Origin of the sequence: Clostridium folliculivorans, assembly GCF_024341905.1 — a bacterium.
GTDB lineage: Bacteria > Bacillota > Clostridia > Clostridiales > Clostridiaceae > Clostridium_AR > Clostridium_AR folliculivorans.
In genome coordinates this window covers 460,122-475,620 of sequence record NZ_BQXY01000002.1, presented here as the reverse complement: position 1 = coordinate 475,620, position 15,499 = coordinate 460,122, and the positions used below count along the sequence as shown (strand labels likewise).

Here is a 15,499-nt window from a genome sequence, read left to right as displayed (position 1 = left end):
ACACGGTGCTTTAACAGCGCCTAAATTAAAAGAGATATTAAAGATAGCGGGCATTAAAGTAATAGATCATTATATAGCAAAAGGGAGCTTTTAAAAAACTCCCTCAGCAAATTCTAATTTTATTAATGGTTTTCCACCTTTTGTAACACTATTGTAAAACGGGAATCTGTGAGTTTCTATTCCTTTTAAAGTTCCATCTTTTTCTATACCATCAACACTTTCTGAACTAACTGTATTCCAAGATATTATTTGGTATCCTAAGCCGTAATAAATGGTTGTTCCGCCATCCTTGTATACTTCTTTTTTAAATATAAATACTGGATTGTTACCATTTTTTATTTCAGACCGATCTATTAAGAAAGTTATTTCGTGTATAGAAAGTAAAAAACATATAAAACATAATGTAAATATCAAGATTTTTTTGTTTTTTTTCATAATGCACCTCAAATTTAATATTTCCATTGTATTTTTATGAAAACTTAGATTAAAGCTATAATTATATCTTTATATAATTATAACTGATTCATAAAAATATAGGATTACAATAATATTAAAAGTGCTGTAAAGTAAAGTTATTAGAGGATATTAATGTTTCATGAGTTTGGATTTTAGTATTGGAGTAGCATTATATGGAGCAAAAACGAAATAAGGAAGAAGAATTTGAAGTTAAAGGTGAATTTAGGGTTGGATTAGAAATAGAAGGTGATTAAAAATGATTGAAATAAAAAGAGGAATATTGACGGCAGAAGTATTCATTGAATTGGTAGAGGCTGTTGGATGGGGGCATCCGTCAGTAGAACAAGTTGATTTAGCTATAAAGAATTCTTTGTACAATGTTTGTGTAATGGAAGAAAATAAGATAATCGCAATGGGTAGGCTCTTTGGAGACAGTAGTATGTCTTATTTTATAAAAGATTTGGTAGTTTCTCCAAACAATCAGGGAAGAGGTATAGGAAAATTGATCATTGAGGATATGTTAGATTTTATAAAATGTAAAACTCCAAAGGGATGGAAAGTATGTATTGAACTAATGAGTGCATATGGAAAAGAAGGTTTCTATGAAAAATCAGGATTTGAGAAAAGGCCAAATCTAAATTGTGGATCAGGAATGTCTTTATTTATACATAATTAATAATTGATTTATAATTAGTATTATTAGATTTTAGGAGAAATTAAATGATTAAAATATTATTTAGTATTTTAATAATATTCCTTGGAATATTAATTGTTGCAATCTCAATTTTTAGTAAAGATACCAATATAGATAGATGCTGGAATGAGAATAAAGATATTTATAAGAAATATATTAAATATCAGACATTATCTGATGTATTATCCGGAATTCTCTTTGTGATTATAGGTTTTATGTATCTATTTAATATATTAAGTGGAGAAAATGTAGGGTTGATAAGTACAGTTTTAGTGTTAGCAAATAGAATAGTTGAGCTAATAATTAGCAATAAATATAAGATGTAATTAAAATGGAGAGAGGGTGAAATAAAAGTGCTTTTTGAATACAACATTGGACTGAATGATCTTGATAGAGAATCAATAAAAATAATTAATAGACAAGCCATTAGAGCGGTTATTCCATGTGGAAATAAGATTTTATTAGTGAATACTAACAAAGGTGATTATAAGTTTCCAGGCGGTGGAGCTAATAAAAATGAAACTCATGAAGATACTTTAAAAAGAGAAGTCATGGAAGAAACAGGATATATAGTGAGAACGGTAAAAGAAAAAATTGGGCAAATTGTACAAAGAAGCTTAGACAAATATGAAGAAGACACTATTTTTCAGATGGTTTCACATTATTATCTTTGTGAAATTGAAGATGATAAGGTAAATCAAAAACTAGATGATTATGAAAAAGAACTAGGTTTCTCACCAAAACTAATTGAATTAGATAAGGCTATTTCTGCAAATGAATTAATACTTGAAAACGGTGAGGATATAAATCCTTGGGTATACCGAGAAACTAAAGCTTTGAAGGCAATACAGAGATATTATGGACTTACATAGGATTTATATGATTTTACTTTAAGTAGTATTTGATAAGTTTATATAGAAAAATAATATAATGATAAATGTTTTAATAAGGAGTGATAGTTGTGGAAATAATATATAAAAATAATTGTTGTAATATAGATTGGAATACTGTACCAAGGATATTAAGTGCTGTTGGAATGTCATATTCAGATCCAGAAATTCATAAAAAAGCTTTTAGCAATAGTTATATTACTGTCTTTGCTTTTGATAATGAAAAGTTAATTGGTTTTGGACGAGCGATTTCAGATGGAGTATATCAAGCTGCAATATATGATTTGGCAATTTTACCAGAATATCAAGGGAAAGGAATAGGAAAAGCGCTTTTAAAAAGAATAACAAGTACGATTCCTAATTGCAATTATATTTTATATGCAGCTCCAGGAAAAGAAGGCTTTTACGAAAAATCTAATTTTAAGAAAATGACAACAGCGATGGCATTGTTCAATAATGCAGAAGAAAAGAGAGAAAAAGGATTTATTGAGTAATCAGAGTATGCAATAAGGCTATAACTGCTTATTATAATATCTCACTTAATGCATTAATTTAGCAGTTTACATTAAACTGAAGTTTTTTTATAAGTAAACTTACAGAGTTTTCTAGATAATTTCAATGGAAATATTGTATAGCTCACACAATCTTCACATATTATTTCGATATTTTTTAAGTAAGTTAAAAGTATACTTTTAAGAGTAGTATAAAAATTTTAATAATATGATAAGAGGAGTTGATGCTATGTCAACAATAAACGGAATTTCAAGCAGTTGGTATACTAATGGTGCTACACAAGTTTCAAATTCAAGCCAACTAATATCTAAGGTTCGTCGCAGCAATTATGAGGAACAAGATGCTTATCAGTCTAATTTTGATGCTGTACAAGCAAGTCAAAATGTTAGTTTTACTAACCCGTTAGAGAGTTTAGTTTCTAGTGGCACAATAACTGAAGATCAAAAAACTGCTATTCAAGATGCCTTTAACAGCTCTATGAAATTAAATGTAGCAGGTACATATGGTAGTAGACCAACAAACCCAATAAGCAAACTTGTAAGTAGTGGTGTAATTTCTCAAAATCAAGCAGATTCCATTAAGGAAACTTTTAAAAATATATCGAAATCACATATGCATCATAAAAGACCGGAAGGGATATCAAATATTGATGAGAAGCTAAGTGGTTTGGTTTCAGACGGAACTATTTCTGAGGATCAGCAAACGTCAGTAATCAATGCATTTAAATCATTAAAAGAAAATTCAAATACAAGCGAATCTAAATTCGAAGATCCCTTAGATAGTCTTGTTGAAAGTGGAACAATTACTGAAGCTCAAAAGGATTCTATTATGAATATATTAGTTCCACCAATGAGAAATGAAGGTAATGCTGAGAGTGTTTATAATACTACTGATGATACTACTGTAGCAAGTATTGAGGCTTAAAAACTTTTAAAATGATCCTGAGTTAAATTTCAGCTCAGGATTTTTTATTTGCAATTTTTTAATGAATAAGGAACTATCACACAATAATTGAAATTAACAAAATTTATTTTTATTATAAAATTGAAAAAGATATGAAACTGTTTTTAAATATTTTTGTTTAATATTGAAAAATAAGTAAATTAGAAATAATGAAATGTTCAATGTTTTAAGCTGAAATTTAATGTGATTATAAAGGATAATGTTGACAATAAGTAAGTAACTAAATACAATTAAATCAGAAACATACATATAATGTAACTTTGATCAACATTATATCAAAAATTTTATTTGTAGCTCTGAATTTTACATTTTATCTGATTCAAAGATATTTTTATGTAGAAAGAGGTGAGTAATGGGGCGCAAAAATGGAATAGTTACTATCTTAACAATCTTTCTATTAGTTGTAAGCATGATTTTCTATAATTCTTTTTTATCTCAAAATTCAAAGAAATTAACTACTAACACAATTACTAAGAATCAAAATTTATCAACTAAGAGGTTTTCATTAAAAGAAGCCTATTTATTAGCATTAAAAGAAGCAATGAATTGGAATAAAGATTCTAAGCTTGTGCTAATTACAAGTGTTGATGATGACGAAAGAGAATTTTCTGGAGTATCAGGAAAGAGAAAAAAGTGGAATCTTATATTTGCAAACCTTTCAGCTGAAGAAACACTCCAAATTTCTATAGACAATGGAGAAGTTAAGAAGTTTCCAATAAACAAGGAAAAAACAATGGCAAATGTAATAATTGATTTTGATTCCATAAAGGTTGATTCAACTGAAATAATAGAAAAAGCCAAGAAGGATTTTAAATTGAAACCAGGAATTGATTGGGCTAATGGATTTCATTTTTCTCTCATGAATAATGGAAAACAAACATTTATGACAGTTACTGGACTTAATCAAGATAATAAATTTACTCAAATCTATTATGATTCTAAAACTGGAACTTGTATTGGGTCCAAAGTCCAACTTAACTAAAGCATGTAGCTTGATTTTAAATAATGATTTATTTTTACTAATATGGTATTATATAACTATAGGGACATAAATTAATAATTATTAGGGGAAGTTTATGAAAAAAAGCGGTTTTACGTGGTTGTTTTGGGGATTTCTTTTTGTTATGCTGAGCTTCAATATTAATAATTTTGATATTTTGCCAGACATAGTAGGCTATATTTTCTTTGCTATTGGGTTTAGTAAGTTGTCAAATGAAAGTAGCTATTTTTTAAAGGCAGGAAAGTATAATATTGTTTTAATAATTTTATCAATTCCTAGAATCTTTAATTCTTCTATACCACTTACAAGTTTTAGCTTCACTTTTTCAGCTTTAATTGCAATAATTCTTTTTATTGTATCTATAATATTTAATTTACTCACAATTTACAATCTTTTTCAGGGGATACAAGAGATGGCAAGTCAGAAAGGGAACAGTTCTTTAAAGATAGAAGCAGGTGAGAAGTGGAATCAGTATTTGTTTTTGCAGATTGGATTTGCTTTAACATTCATCTTTATATTTGTCCCTTTGCTAGGGTTGGTTTACTTTGTAATTATATTTATAGCAGAAATCGTAGTTGCAATTAGGACTATGATGTTTATGAGTAAATGCAGTTATGACCTTAATTAAATAAAAATTAGGCTTAAGTAAAGAGGTACAGCATGATTGGAAATACATGGTGTACCTCTTAGTTTTTTATTTAGTTTAATTGGGTCAAACAAAACTTATGTGTAAAAAGGTAGAATTAGTTAGCTTTTATTTAGCGATAAGCTGCTAACTCCAAGAGCTTTATTTGACCAAAGTATAGATTTAATCATATCTGATTGAATATCAGTACACTCTATAATCAACACTACTTCAGTACCTCTTCTATCTTTACTTTTATTTTTAGAACTTCTTGTAAGGATTAATTTTATAATCAATCCTGATAGTACTCCGATTAATATACCTATTAATCCCCATAAGAAGGGGCCCCATTTCAATACAAAACCATATATTTCTCCAAAGATTCCAAATATAACAGCCAAAATTGAAGGCAGATCTAATAAACTCAGGCCATCTGAGCTGTGAATAGAATCAAAAAAACTTATATCTTCATTCCTTTTATCAATTGGAATAGCTAGAATATTTTCCTTCTTTATTCCCTTCATTTCTATTTCAGTAATGGCTAATTCTAAATAAACTGAATGATCAAAAGTAGAAACTATATGCATTTTCACACCTCTTTCATTTTTTTGAGGGCATATTAAAATTTGAGGGCTGATAATTTTTCTTTAAAAATTTTGCTTGATCCCAATCAAATAGTTTGTTAGTTTCAATTGTATTAGTGTAAGCATCATACATAGCAAATAAATATACCGAAGGTATATTTAGAAACCACTGCATATCTAATATTTCTTTAGCTTGTTTAAAATCTCCAAGTAATGTGCAATGAGCTGCAGGAAGAAAATTAGAATTATAGCAAATAATAATCCACCATATGATGAGAAAAAATGCTGTAATAAGTCTATGAAGATAAAGTTGACCAGAACCTGGTACTAGTAGCGACCACATAGTAGCAACCCAAGGATTTCTTTTATCCAAATAATTAATTTCAATAAAATTCATCTTGAAAGTTTGAATATCCTTATCTTCTCTTCTCGCTAGTAAACAAACATGATTTAAGTCTACAGCACTTCTGTAACTATCCCATATTGCAAAAATATATATAGGGAGATAAAGAGACAGCCACCTAATGTTTATTACTTGCTTAGCCTTTTCAAAGTTTCCTATACAAGAATATAAAATCAAAAGATTAACATGTGAGTTATAGTTTATATATATTTCCCATAGGAAGAGAACCAAGCCTCGTAAGTATTTTGAAAGTAGAAGGTGTCCCATACCTGGAAATGCTAAGGACCAAGCTGCTATTATAAAGGGATTCCTTAAATGAAGTTGTGTTGTTCCAAATATATTTACATATAGCAAGGTTCTTCTTGCATAGTTCTTATCAAATTGTATATTAGACATAAGTTTGGCTCCTTGAGATGCTTAATTTATAAGTTAAATCTGTTATAGTATAAGTAGATATTTAATAACTATAACAAAAATGCGTTTATTTACTTGAAAAAATCCTAACTAGTAAAATAAGTAAAAGTGTTGACAAAAATTACAAAACTGAATAGAATAGATACATAAAGGTACTCAAAAAATTGGTATTTTTATTTTGAAAGGAGTGTTGTTTTATGAATGCAAATTTAAAGGTGATTGCAGTCTAAAACTAAATATGGGCAAAGATATAACTGTAGGGTAAGCATACCCTTTGTTTGTGTTGTATTTTTGCAGTAATATATAACCTTTCATAATATACTGTCTTAAATGGATTAGTAACACGGCAGGAAGGTCGTGTTTTTTTTGTAGAGTTATGCAGCTTAAAAGCTACATAACTCTACATTCTTTAACCGTAGATAGCAGCACATTAAGGGTTGTTTATCTACGGTATTTTTATGCCCATTTTTAGACTAAAGTAAGAAAGAAAAATTAGAAACTTATATCAAGTTATTGATATAAAAAACTTTTTAAGGGAGTGATTTAATATGGTGATTTTACTCGGTAATTTTAGGATAGAAAACAACTTTATAAATTTGGAGGAATTAGATGAATAATAGTACTATAAAACGATATGGATACAATGAATTTTATGAAAGACAAATAGATGAAATCACAATGGATTGTAGTGAATTAGTACCTGCAAGGATTCTTGAAGTGCATAGAGAATATTACAAGCTTATGACAAGTGATGGGGAAAATAGCGCAAAACTTAAAGGATCGATTTTTTATAATGATAGTTCGAGTAGTGTGTATCCAGCAATAGGAGACTTTGTTTTAGTAAAGAAAAATACTATGGGAGATGACATAATATATAAGGTTCTTGATAGAAAAAGCAAATTTGCTAGAATGGATTCTTTTCATGAAAAAGAGCAGATAGTTGCAACGAATTTTGATTATGTATTTATAGTGACATCTCTTAATTATGATTTTAGTATAAAGAGAATTGAACGATATTTGACTTGTGCTTGGGAAAGTGGAGCAAATCCTGTAATAATTCTTACTAAAGCTGATTTATGTGATGATTGTGAAAGCTATATAGCTGAATTAGAAACAGTGGCTATTGGGGTGCCTATAATTGCTGTAAGTTCATACACAGGTCAGGGATTTGATGATATAAAAAAATTTGTAAAGCCAGAAAAAACAATTGTACTTCTTGGATCATCTGGTGTAGGTAAGTCATCACTAGTAAATGCTATAGCGGAAGAAGATGTAATGCGCGTAAATGATATCAGGGAAGATGATAGTAAGGGAAGGCATACTACAACTCATAGGCAACTTATTATGCTAAAGAATGGTACGATGATAATTGATACTCCTGGTATGAGGGAACTCGGGATGTGGGTGGTTGATGATGGCCTTAATGTTACTTTTTCTGATGTAGAACAATTAGAACTAAATTGTAAGTTTAGTGATTGTAAGCACAAAACTGAACCAGGATGTGCAGTTAAAGCTGCGCTGGAAAGTGGTGAATTATCTATTGAAAGATGGAAAAATTTCATAAAGCTTAGAAAAGAGGCTGAATTTGCAGAGAAAAAAGCTAAGCTACTAAGTAGAGATAAGAGTAATAATAAGAAAAAGCAGTTTGCTAGATAAGTGATAATATTAAGTTGGGTCTTTAGGATCCAACTTTTTTACTTTATAAGTTTATTTATAGTGAGGCCAGTAATAAAGAAAAACTATAAATATTATAGAATCAACTGGATATTTTCAAAAACAGAAAATGTTTTCATTTGAATTTCGATAAAATGTTTTGTACAATAAAAATAGTAAATTGAAAATGTAAACAATTGTTGGTTTTCGTAATTTATAGTGAAAGTTATACTAGGAGGGGAAGTAATGAAAAATATAAAAATAGGAAATGGTAAGATCGATGGTTCTGAAATTTCTCTAGGTTGTATGAGAATGGCTGCATTAAGCAAAGAGGAAGCAGAAAAAGTAATTAAAGTTTCTTTAGAAGAAGGTATAAACTTCTTTGATCATGCAGATATCTATGGTGCTGGAAAGTCAGAAGAAATATTTGCTGATGCAATAGGAATGAATTCAGATATAAGAGAAAAGATGATAATACAAACTAAGTGTGGAATAGTTCCAGGAAAGATGTTCGACTTTTCAAAAGAGCATATATTAGCTTCAGTGGACGGAAGTCTAAAAAGATTAAAAACAGATTATGTTGATACTTTATTATTGCATCGTCCAGATACTTTAATGGAACCAGAGGAAGTTGCAGAAGCATTTACTCAGTTACATGATAGCGGTAAGGTAAAATACTTTGGAGTAAGTAATCAAAATCCAATGCAGATAGAGCTTTTAAATAAATACTTAGGCGAAAATAACATTATAATCAATCAATTACAATTTGGTGTTATGCATACTGGAATTATTGATTCAGGTATCAATGTAAATATGAAGGTTGATAGATCTATAGATAGAGATGGAAGTATTCTTGAATATTGCCGTCTAAAAGATATAACAATACAAGCATGGTCTCCATACCAGTATGGATTTTTTGAAGGGGTATTCTTAAATAATGATAAATTCCCTGAGGTAAACAAAAAGATTGATGAGATTGCAGAGAAAAAAGGTGTAACGAATACAGCTATAGCCACAGCATGGATTTTAAGACACCCAGCAAAGATTCAAACTATAGTTGGTTCAATGAGCCCAAATCGTATTAGAGAAATCTGTGCAGCTTCAAAAGTTGAACTCAGCAGAGAAGAATGGTATTCAATATACCTTGCAGCGGGAAATCAATTACCTTAATTGAATATAAAAGCATCCCAAGTTTTAAATTGAGATTTGGGATGCTTTTTACTTTCCAAGAAATCAAAGTAAAGTGAAGCTTAGGAAAATGCTATAGTGATCTTTTCTTATTATAAATTTATGCAAATAAGTAAAAATAATTAAAAGAAGCTTCGATTGAAGGATTTCGATTAGTATTTTTTATATCAGTGCTGCCTAATGAATCAGATAATATAGCTCCTGCTCCAAAGAAAAGCATATATATAGTGATTAAAGCCATAATTATAAATTTTATAAAAAAGTTACGTTTTTTAAATCTTATGCTTTTTTCTGAGAAGTAGTACATAAGATAAAAACCAGCCAAAAGGTTTAAAGTGCCAAAAATCTTATTATGATCTAAAAATAAATATAGGTACAAGATAATAGATACTGGGATAGTTAACCACCTAGGGATCTTAAATAAATTAATTTTATTAGTCTTAAAATTTGATTCGGTTAATATAAAATTATGCTCAATAGTATTACAGTAAATCTTTTGCTTAGACTTTATCCTGCCTTTAGAATCAACATGGCCAACGCCAATTAATTTTTCCTGAAAACTTTGATCAATTTCTTTATTGTCAATATTTATGTACATTTTTCCCCCTATATAAAGTAGCTATATTAATATTATACATCTAGTAAAGGGTATATGACACATGAAATATAAAGCTCTACTTTAATAATTAAACTTGTATCAGTTGCAATAAAAGCATAATCATTTATGGAACTTTTCTACTAAAATAATTGGGATAAGTTAATTGTAATTTTATTATACAAATATACCTATATCTTAGAAACTAAACTTAATTGGGACGTATTATATAAATAAAGACGAAGAATAGGAGACGATCATGAAGGATAAGTTTTAACAAAGTATAATAAAAATAAAATTTCTTTTCTGTAAAAAATAAGTGAATTAGAAGAAAGGTTATAGAGTATGGATAATGATAATATTCCCGGTAAATATAGTTTACGTGAAACCGTAAATAGAAATGAAGAAAAAAAGGTTGAAAAAGTTATAAAGAAAGCTGCTAAGAAGGCTGCAAAAAGGGCAGCTAAGAAAGGTTATAAAAAGGGATTTAAGAAAGGATTTAAAGAAGGGTTTAAAAAAGGTTTTGAAGAGAGTCTTAGATATGACGATATAACACGTTCTTAGTGAATGGAAGATTTGCTGTGATAATGCCAAAACTTTAGTTCGCAGATTATGGTCAGAAGAATAATTATTATGAAATATTTTAATGGGGTAATATATCTTTCACTTTTTTAATCAGCTAGAAAATATGTCTAAGGTACATATAGGGGCTTCTTATAAATTATTATAATTACTAGACAAATGAGTTAAACTGTATAATTACAATGAAAAAATCCTGATTTATAATTAGTAATAGATAAGGCATTAAAATAGATAAGTTGAGATGATTCTAAATAAAAAGATATCATAAAGGTTCATACCAACTTATAAGTGTAAAATGGAGGAAAAGGGCATGAGTAAAAAGTCTAGTAAGGATAATGTAAACATATTACTTGCATTAGGAGCAATAGCTGGTGCTGCAACTGTGGCAGCCATAGGTGCAAAAAAAATGAAGGATAGAGCAAAAGTGACAGATAAAAGTTTGCAAAGGCTTTCTAATAGTGAAGTTAAGCAGGTTTATTTTGTTGGGGGTGGATTAGCGTCTTTAGCTGGTGCTGCTTATCTTATAAGAGATTGTAATTTTAAAGGTGAAAATATTCATATAATAGAAGGACTTAAGATACTTGGTGGTAGTAATGATGGTGCCGGAGATGCATTAAATGGCTTTATCTGCAGAGGAGGCAGAATGCTAAATGAAGAGACTTATGAGAATTTTTGGGAGCTGCTATCAACTATACCATCTTTAGAAATGCCTAACATGAGTGTAACTGAAGAAATATTAAATTTTGATAAGTCACATCCAACTTATGCGAAAGCAAGACTAATTGACAGGAATGGAGTTATTCAAGATGTAACTAGCATGGGCTTCAATAATGCTGATCGTATGGCACTTGGAAAGCTTATGGCTACTTCTGAAGATAAACTTGATGATATGACCATTGAACAATGGTTTAAGAATACACCACATTTCTTTGAAACAAATTTTTGGTATATGTGGCAGACTACGTTTGCTTTTCAAAAATGGTCTAGTTTGTTTGAATTCAAGAGATATATGGATCGTATGATTTTTGAGTTCTCCCGTATAGAAACTTTAGAAGGTGTAACAAGGACCCCATATAACCAATATGATTCAGTAATTCTTCCTTTAAAGACTTATTTGGAGAATTTTGGAGTTGATTTTAGTATAAATGCTACTGTTACTGATCTTGACTTCAAACCAGGTGAAGATATAACTGTAACAGCAATACATGTGGAAGACAGCGAAGGGGAAAAAGTTATCGAGCTTAAGGATGAAGATGTCTGCATCATGATAAATGGATGTATGACAGATAACGCAACTTTAGGAGATATGCATAGAGCACCAGAATATACACCGGATAAGCCAATGTCAGGAGAACTTTGGGCTAAGATTGCTAAGAAAAAGTGGGGACTTGGAAATCCAGAACCATTCTTTGGTAATCATGAAGAGACAAATTGGGAGAGCTTTACTGTAACCTGTAAAGGAAATAAGCTGCTTAAGCTTATTGAAAAGTTCTCATCAAATACCCCTGGTAGTGGAGCACTAATGACCTTTAAAGACTCAAATTGGTTGATGAGCATAGTAGTCGCAGCACAACCACATTTTAAAAATCAACCACTTGATACAACTATTTTCTGGGGGTATGGACTATATACTGACAGAATAGGTGACTATGTAAAGAAACCTATGAGAGAATGTACTGGAGAAGAAATATTAATAGAGTTATTACATCATCTCCATATGGAGGATAAGACAGAAGAAATAATGGATTCGGTGGTAAATGTAATTCCATGTATGATGCCGTATATAGATTCTCAGTTCCAACCTCGTAAGAAGACTGATAGACCAGAAGTTGTGCCAAAGGGCTCAACAAATTTTGCAATGATAAGTCAGTTTGTTGAAATACCTGAAGATATGGTATTCACAGAAGAATATTCTGTTCGTGCAGCAAGAATAGCAATATATACTTTATTCGACGTTAAAGATAAGAAAATTTGTCCAGTAACCCCATATAAGAAAAATCCTAAGGTTTTAAAGGACGCTTTAAAGACATCTTTTAGATAAACTTATTCGAATTAATTTATGTATCACTAAAATGGAAAAATAATTATTAAATTGGTAAAGTTTTATAAAATGCATTGACATAAAACTAATATACAGCATATAATATGTATTAATTGAATAATAGTTTTGGCTTATCGCGAGAGGTGGAGGGACTGGCCCTGTGAAACCCAGCAACCAGCATAAATTTCATTTAATTTGTGTAATGGTGCTAAATCCTGCAGTTTTATTTAACTGGAAGATGAGAATGGATTTCTGTAGTAGATACATGTCAGAGTTTATTCTCTGGCATTTTTTTTTGCTGTATAGGAATCGCTCATATATTGGTAAGCCTTCATAAAGTATAAAGAAAAAGAATAGGTTTCTTCATATACATTAGAAAAGGCTGACTTAAAACAAATTATCAATGAAAATAGAAGTATAGATTTTTACTTAAGCGAGATATTAAGGGGGCATTTGATATGTGTGCAGAGAAATCACTAAAATTTGAGACTACAGCAGTACATGGAAGTAAGGGCTTTGACCCATTAACTGGAGCAATAAGCTTTCCAATCTATCAGACAGCTACATTCAAGCATGGGGGCTTGAATGAAAGTACTGGGTATGATTATTCTAGATTACAAAATCCTACTAGAGAAGAGGTAGAAAACACTGTAGCTAGACTTGAAGGAGCTAAATTTGGCACTGGCTTTTCTACAGGTGTAGCAGCAGTAACTGCTGTATTAAGTTTATTTAAATCAGGTGATCATATTTTGGTTTCTGATGATTTATATGGAGGTACTTTTAGATTATTTAGAGATATTTATGGACCTTATGGAATAGAGCATGATTTTATAGACACCACTGAATTAAATGAAATAATAAATAATATTAAAGAAAAAACTAAGGCTATTTTTATTGAAACCCCTTCAAATCCTATGATGAAAGTTGTAGATATTAATGAAGTGGTAAAGTTAGCAAAAGAGAAAAATCTAATTGTAATAGTAGATAATACATTTTTAACACCATATTTTCAAAAACCTCTTAATTTAGGAGCTCATATAGTGGTTCATAGTGGAACCAAGTTTCTTGGCGGACATAATGATACCCTTGCTGGTTTTGTGGTAACTAATGAAGAGTGGATAAATGAAAGAATACGATTTTATGAAAAATCTACAGGTGCAACCTTAGCGCCTTTTGATTCGTGGTTAATACTTAGAGGAATAAAAACATTACATATAAGAATGGAAAAAAGTCAAGAAAATGCAATAAAAGTTGCTGAATTTTTGAAAAAACATCATAAGATAAAAGAAGTGTTTTATGTAGGATTACCTGAACATAAAGGATATGAAGTTTCTAAAAAGCAGGCAACTGGCTTTGGTTCTATGATATCATTTAAAGTCAGAAATCAGGAAGATGTAGCTAAAATATTAAAAAATGTTAAAGTTATAAACTTTGCAGAAAGTTTAGGTGGTGTTGAGACTTTGATTACCTATCCACAAACTCAAACACACGCAGAAATTCCAGCTGAAATAAAGAAGAAACTTGGTGTAACAGAAGATTTATTAAGGCTGTCAGTAGGTATTGAAAATATAAGTGATTTAATTGAAGATTTAGAAAGCTCATTGAGGTGTTAAATATGAAATTTGGTACAAAATTAATTCATAATGGAAATGAAATAGATGAAGAAACTGGTGCACTTAGTATACCAATTTACCAGGCGTCTACTTTTCATCAAAGAGATATAGATAACTTTGGAAAGTATGATTATTCTAGAAGTGGAAATCCTACAAGGGAAGCGTTAGAAGACACAATAGCACAACTTGAAAATGGACATAGAGGTTTTGCTTTTTCTTCAGGGATGGCAGCGACATCATCTGTTTTATCAATATTTTCAGCTGGAGACCATATTGTGATCTGTGAAGATGTATATGGAGGAACATATAGAATAACTACTAAAGTACTGAGCAGATTTAATATAGAGTTCACTTTTGTTGATGCGTCTAAACTAGAAAACATAAGAAGTGCAATTAAGGAAAATACAAAAGCAATTTTCTTAGAGACACCTTCAAATCCTCTTCTTAAAATAACTGATTTAAAAGGTGCGATATCTGTAGCTAAGGAGAAAGATATAATCGTAATAGTAGATAATACTTTTATGTCACCGTATCTCCAAAGACCATTAGAGTTAGGTGCTGATATTGTAGTTCATAGTGCTACTAAATTTATAGGTGGACATAGTGATGTGGTAGGTGGGCTAGCAGTGGCTAAAACTAAAGAATTAGCAGATAGAATATACATTATACAAAATTCCTTCGGAGCTATACTTGGACCGCAAGATTGTTGGCTGCTACTTAGGGGGATTAAGACTTTAAAAATAAGATTAGATGCTCATCAAGCAACAGCGTTGAAGCTTGCAACATGGCTTCAAGAGAAGGAGCAGGTAGAAAAAGTTTATTATCCTGGACTAGAAGGTCATATAGGAAAAGATATTCATTTTTCTCAAGCCTCTGGTGCTGGAGCGGTGCTTTCTTTTAAATTTAAAACTTTAGAGCAAACGAAATATTTTCTTAACAATATAGAGAATGCTGCTTTCGCTGTTTCTCTAGGTGGTGTTGAAACTATTGTTTCTTATCCGGCGAAAATGTCACATGCAGCTATACCGAGGGAAGAGAGAGAAGCACTAGGAGTTAGTGATACCTTAATTAGGGTATCTGTTGGTCTAGAAGAATACGAAGATATAATTGAAAGCTTTGAAAAGGCTATTATTTAAAAAGCTACATCTATATATATCAGCTGCTTGCATATGGAATAAAATATAAGTAGCTGATTTTTTCTATGTAGGTAAAAAATTATAAGATAAACCTAGAGAGTTCTGTTGATCTACACGCTCCTTATGTATATACAGTAAAAACAGAACTT

17 protein-coding genes and 1 riboswitch are annotated in these 15,499 nt (G+C 30.2%); of the genes, 13 read left to right on the top strand and 4 right to left on the bottom strand.

What is annotated here, in order from left to right:
• Positions 1 to 90: 90 nt before the first annotated feature.
• Positions 91 to 435, bottom strand: a complete 345-nt coding sequence (locus tag OCU55_RS08600) for a hypothetical protein (RefSeq protein ID WP_261851894.1) — start codon at positions 433 to 435, stop codon at positions 91 to 93.
• Positions 436 to 712: 277 nt separating this feature from the next.
• Here OCU55_RS08600 and OCU55_RS08595 point away from each other — a divergent pair, with 277 nt between their 5' ends.
• From OCU55_RS08595 to OCU55_RS08565, 7 genes are all read left to right on the top strand, one after another.
• Positions 713 to 1,132, top strand: coding sequence for a GNAT family N-acetyltransferase (locus tag OCU55_RS08595; protein WP_261851893.1), 420 nt, complete (start codon positions 713 to 715; stop codon positions 1,130 to 1,132).
• A 44-nt stretch (positions 1,133 to 1,176) separates the two neighbouring features.
• On the top strand, positions 1,177 to 1,476 hold the full coding sequence (locus OCU55_RS08590) for a hypothetical protein (protein WP_261851892.1): 300 nt from the start codon (positions 1,177 to 1,179) through the stop codon (positions 1,474 to 1,476).
• A gap of 27 nt (positions 1,477 to 1,503) precedes the next feature.
• A complete protein-coding gene (locus tag OCU55_RS08585; RefSeq protein ID WP_261851891.1) occupies positions 1,504 to 2,022 on the top strand; it encodes an NUDIX domain-containing protein in 519 nt (172 codons plus the stop codon).
• Positions 2,023 to 2,111: 89 nt separating this feature from the next.
• Positions 2,112 to 2,534: a GNAT family N-acetyltransferase gene (locus tag OCU55_RS08580; protein WP_261851890.1), complete on the top strand. Its 423-nt coding sequence runs from the start codon at positions 2,112 to 2,114 to the stop codon at positions 2,532 to 2,534.
• 247 nt (positions 2,535 to 2,781) lie between these two features.
• Positions 2,782 to 3,477: a hypothetical protein gene (locus OCU55_RS08575; RefSeq protein ID WP_261851889.1), complete on the top strand. Its 696-nt coding sequence runs from the start codon at positions 2,782 to 2,784 to the stop codon at positions 3,475 to 3,477.
• A gap of 391 nt (positions 3,478 to 3,868) precedes the next feature.
• A complete protein-coding gene (locus tag OCU55_RS08570) occupies positions 3,869 to 4,498 on the top strand; it encodes a hypothetical protein (protein WP_261851888.1) in 630 nt (209 codons plus the stop codon).
• A gap of 94 nt (positions 4,499 to 4,592) precedes the next feature.
• A complete protein-coding gene (locus OCU55_RS08565; protein WP_261851887.1) occupies positions 4,593 to 5,144 on the top strand; it encodes a hypothetical protein in 552 nt (183 codons plus the stop codon).
• 119 nt (positions 5,145 to 5,263) lie between these two features.
• Here the strand turns inward: OCU55_RS08565 and OCU55_RS08560 are convergent, their stop codons facing one another.
• A complete protein-coding gene (locus tag OCU55_RS08560; protein WP_261851886.1) occupies positions 5,264 to 5,728 on the bottom strand; it encodes a hypothetical protein in 465 nt (154 codons plus the stop codon).
• Between the two features lie 13 nt (positions 5,729 to 5,741).
• Entirely contained in the window at positions 5,742 to 6,524 is a 783-nt protein-coding gene (locus OCU55_RS08555) for a hypothetical protein (RefSeq protein ID WP_261851885.1), read from the bottom strand.
• A 627-nt stretch (positions 6,525 to 7,151) separates the two neighbouring features.
• On the opposite strand from OCU55_RS08555, the gene rsgA reads away from it, so the two are divergent.
• On the top strand, positions 7,152 to 8,198 hold the full coding sequence (rsgA, locus tag OCU55_RS08550; protein WP_261851884.1) for a ribosome small subunit-dependent GTPase A: 1,047 nt from the start codon (positions 7,152 to 7,154) through the stop codon (positions 8,196 to 8,198).
• 243 nt (positions 8,199 to 8,441) lie between these two features.
• Positions 8,442 to 9,365, top strand: a complete 924-nt coding sequence (locus tag OCU55_RS08545) for an aldo/keto reductase (RefSeq protein WP_261851883.1) — start codon at positions 8,442 to 8,444, stop codon at positions 9,363 to 9,365.
• Between the two features lie 118 nt (positions 9,366 to 9,483).
• Here the strand turns inward: OCU55_RS08545 and OCU55_RS08540 are convergent, their stop codons facing one another.
• Positions 9,484 to 9,981: a hypothetical protein gene (locus tag OCU55_RS08540; RefSeq protein WP_261851882.1), complete on the bottom strand. Its 498-nt coding sequence runs from the start codon at positions 9,979 to 9,981 to the stop codon at positions 9,484 to 9,486.
• Positions 9,982 to 10,323: 342 nt separating this feature from the next.
• Between OCU55_RS08540 and OCU55_RS08535 the strand changes: the two genes are divergently transcribed.
• From OCU55_RS08535 to OCU55_RS08520, 4 genes are all read left to right on the top strand, one after another.
• Positions 10,324 to 10,542, top strand: a complete 219-nt coding sequence (locus OCU55_RS08535; RefSeq protein ID WP_261851881.1) for a hypothetical protein — start codon at positions 10,324 to 10,326, stop codon at positions 10,540 to 10,542.
• A gap of 328 nt (positions 10,543 to 10,870) precedes the next feature.
• Complete coding sequence (locus OCU55_RS08530) at positions 10,871 to 12,601, top strand: oleate hydratase (RefSeq protein ID WP_261851880.1); 1,731 nt, start codon at positions 10,871 to 10,873, stop codon at positions 12,599 to 12,601.
• A 128-nt stretch (positions 12,602 to 12,729) separates the two neighbouring features.
• A riboswitch (SAM riboswitch) is annotated at positions 12,730 to 12,846 on the top strand.
• Positions 12,847 to 13,059: 213 nt separating this feature from the next.
• Positions 13,060 to 14,214 carry a trans-sulfuration enzyme family protein gene (locus OCU55_RS08525; RefSeq protein WP_261851879.1) on the top strand — a complete coding sequence of 385 codons (1,155 nt, stop codon included), beginning with the start codon at positions 13,060 to 13,062 and terminating at the stop codon, positions 14,212 to 14,214.
• A 2-nt stretch (positions 14,215 to 14,216) separates the two neighbouring features.
• Positions 14,217 to 15,350: a trans-sulfuration enzyme family protein gene (locus OCU55_RS08520; protein ID WP_261851878.1), complete on the top strand. Its 1,134-nt coding sequence runs from the start codon at positions 14,217 to 14,219 to the stop codon at positions 15,348 to 15,350.
• Positions 15,351 to 15,499: the final 149 nt, after the last annotated feature.

Coding starts and splice junctions, on each gene's coding strand:
- OCU55_RS08600 (WP_261851894.1), bottom strand. CDS start 435: ATGAAAAAAAACAAAAAAATCTTGATATTTACATTATGTTTTATATGT.
- OCU55_RS08595 (WP_261851893.1), top strand. CDS start 713: ATGATTGAAATAAAAAGAGGAATATTGACGGCAGAAGTATTCATTGAA.
- OCU55_RS08590 (WP_261851892.1), top strand. CDS start 1,177: ATGATTAAAATATTATTTAGTATTTTAATAATATTCCTTGGAATATTA.
- OCU55_RS08575 (WP_261851889.1), top strand. CDS start 2,782: ATGTCAACAATAAACGGAATTTCAAGCAGTTGGTATACTAATGGTGCT.
- OCU55_RS08570 (WP_261851888.1), top strand. CDS start 3,869: ATGGGGCGCAAAAATGGAATAGTTACTATCTTAACAATCTTTCTATTA.
- OCU55_RS08565 (WP_261851887.1), top strand. CDS start 4,593: ATGAAAAAAAGCGGTTTTACGTGGTTGTTTTGGGGATTTCTTTTTGTT.
- OCU55_RS08560 (WP_261851886.1), bottom strand. CDS start 5,728: ATGCATATAGTTTCTACTTTTGATCATTCAGTTTATTTAGAATTAGCC.
- OCU55_RS08555 (WP_261851885.1), bottom strand. CDS start 6,524: ATGTCTAATATACAATTTGATAAGAACTATGCAAGAAGAACCTTGCTA.
- rsgA (WP_261851884.1), top strand. CDS start 7,152: ATGAATAATAGTACTATAAAACGATATGGATACAATGAATTTTATGAA.
- OCU55_RS08545 (WP_261851883.1), top strand. CDS start 8,442: ATGAAAAATATAAAAATAGGAAATGGTAAGATCGATGGTTCTGAAATT.
- OCU55_RS08540 (WP_261851882.1), bottom strand. CDS start 9,981: ATGTACATAAATATTGACAATAAAGAAATTGATCAAAGTTTTCAGGAA.
- OCU55_RS08535 (WP_261851881.1), top strand. CDS start 10,324: ATGGATAATGATAATATTCCCGGTAAATATAGTTTACGTGAAACCGTA.
- OCU55_RS08530 (WP_261851880.1), top strand. CDS start 10,871: ATGAGTAAAAAGTCTAGTAAGGATAATGTAAACATATTACTTGCATTA.
- OCU55_RS08525 (WP_261851879.1), top strand. CDS start 13,060: ATGTGTGCAGAGAAATCACTAAAATTTGAGACTACAGCAGTACATGGA.
- OCU55_RS08520 (WP_261851878.1), top strand. CDS start 14,217: ATGAAATTTGGTACAAAATTAATTCATAATGGAAATGAAATAGATGAA.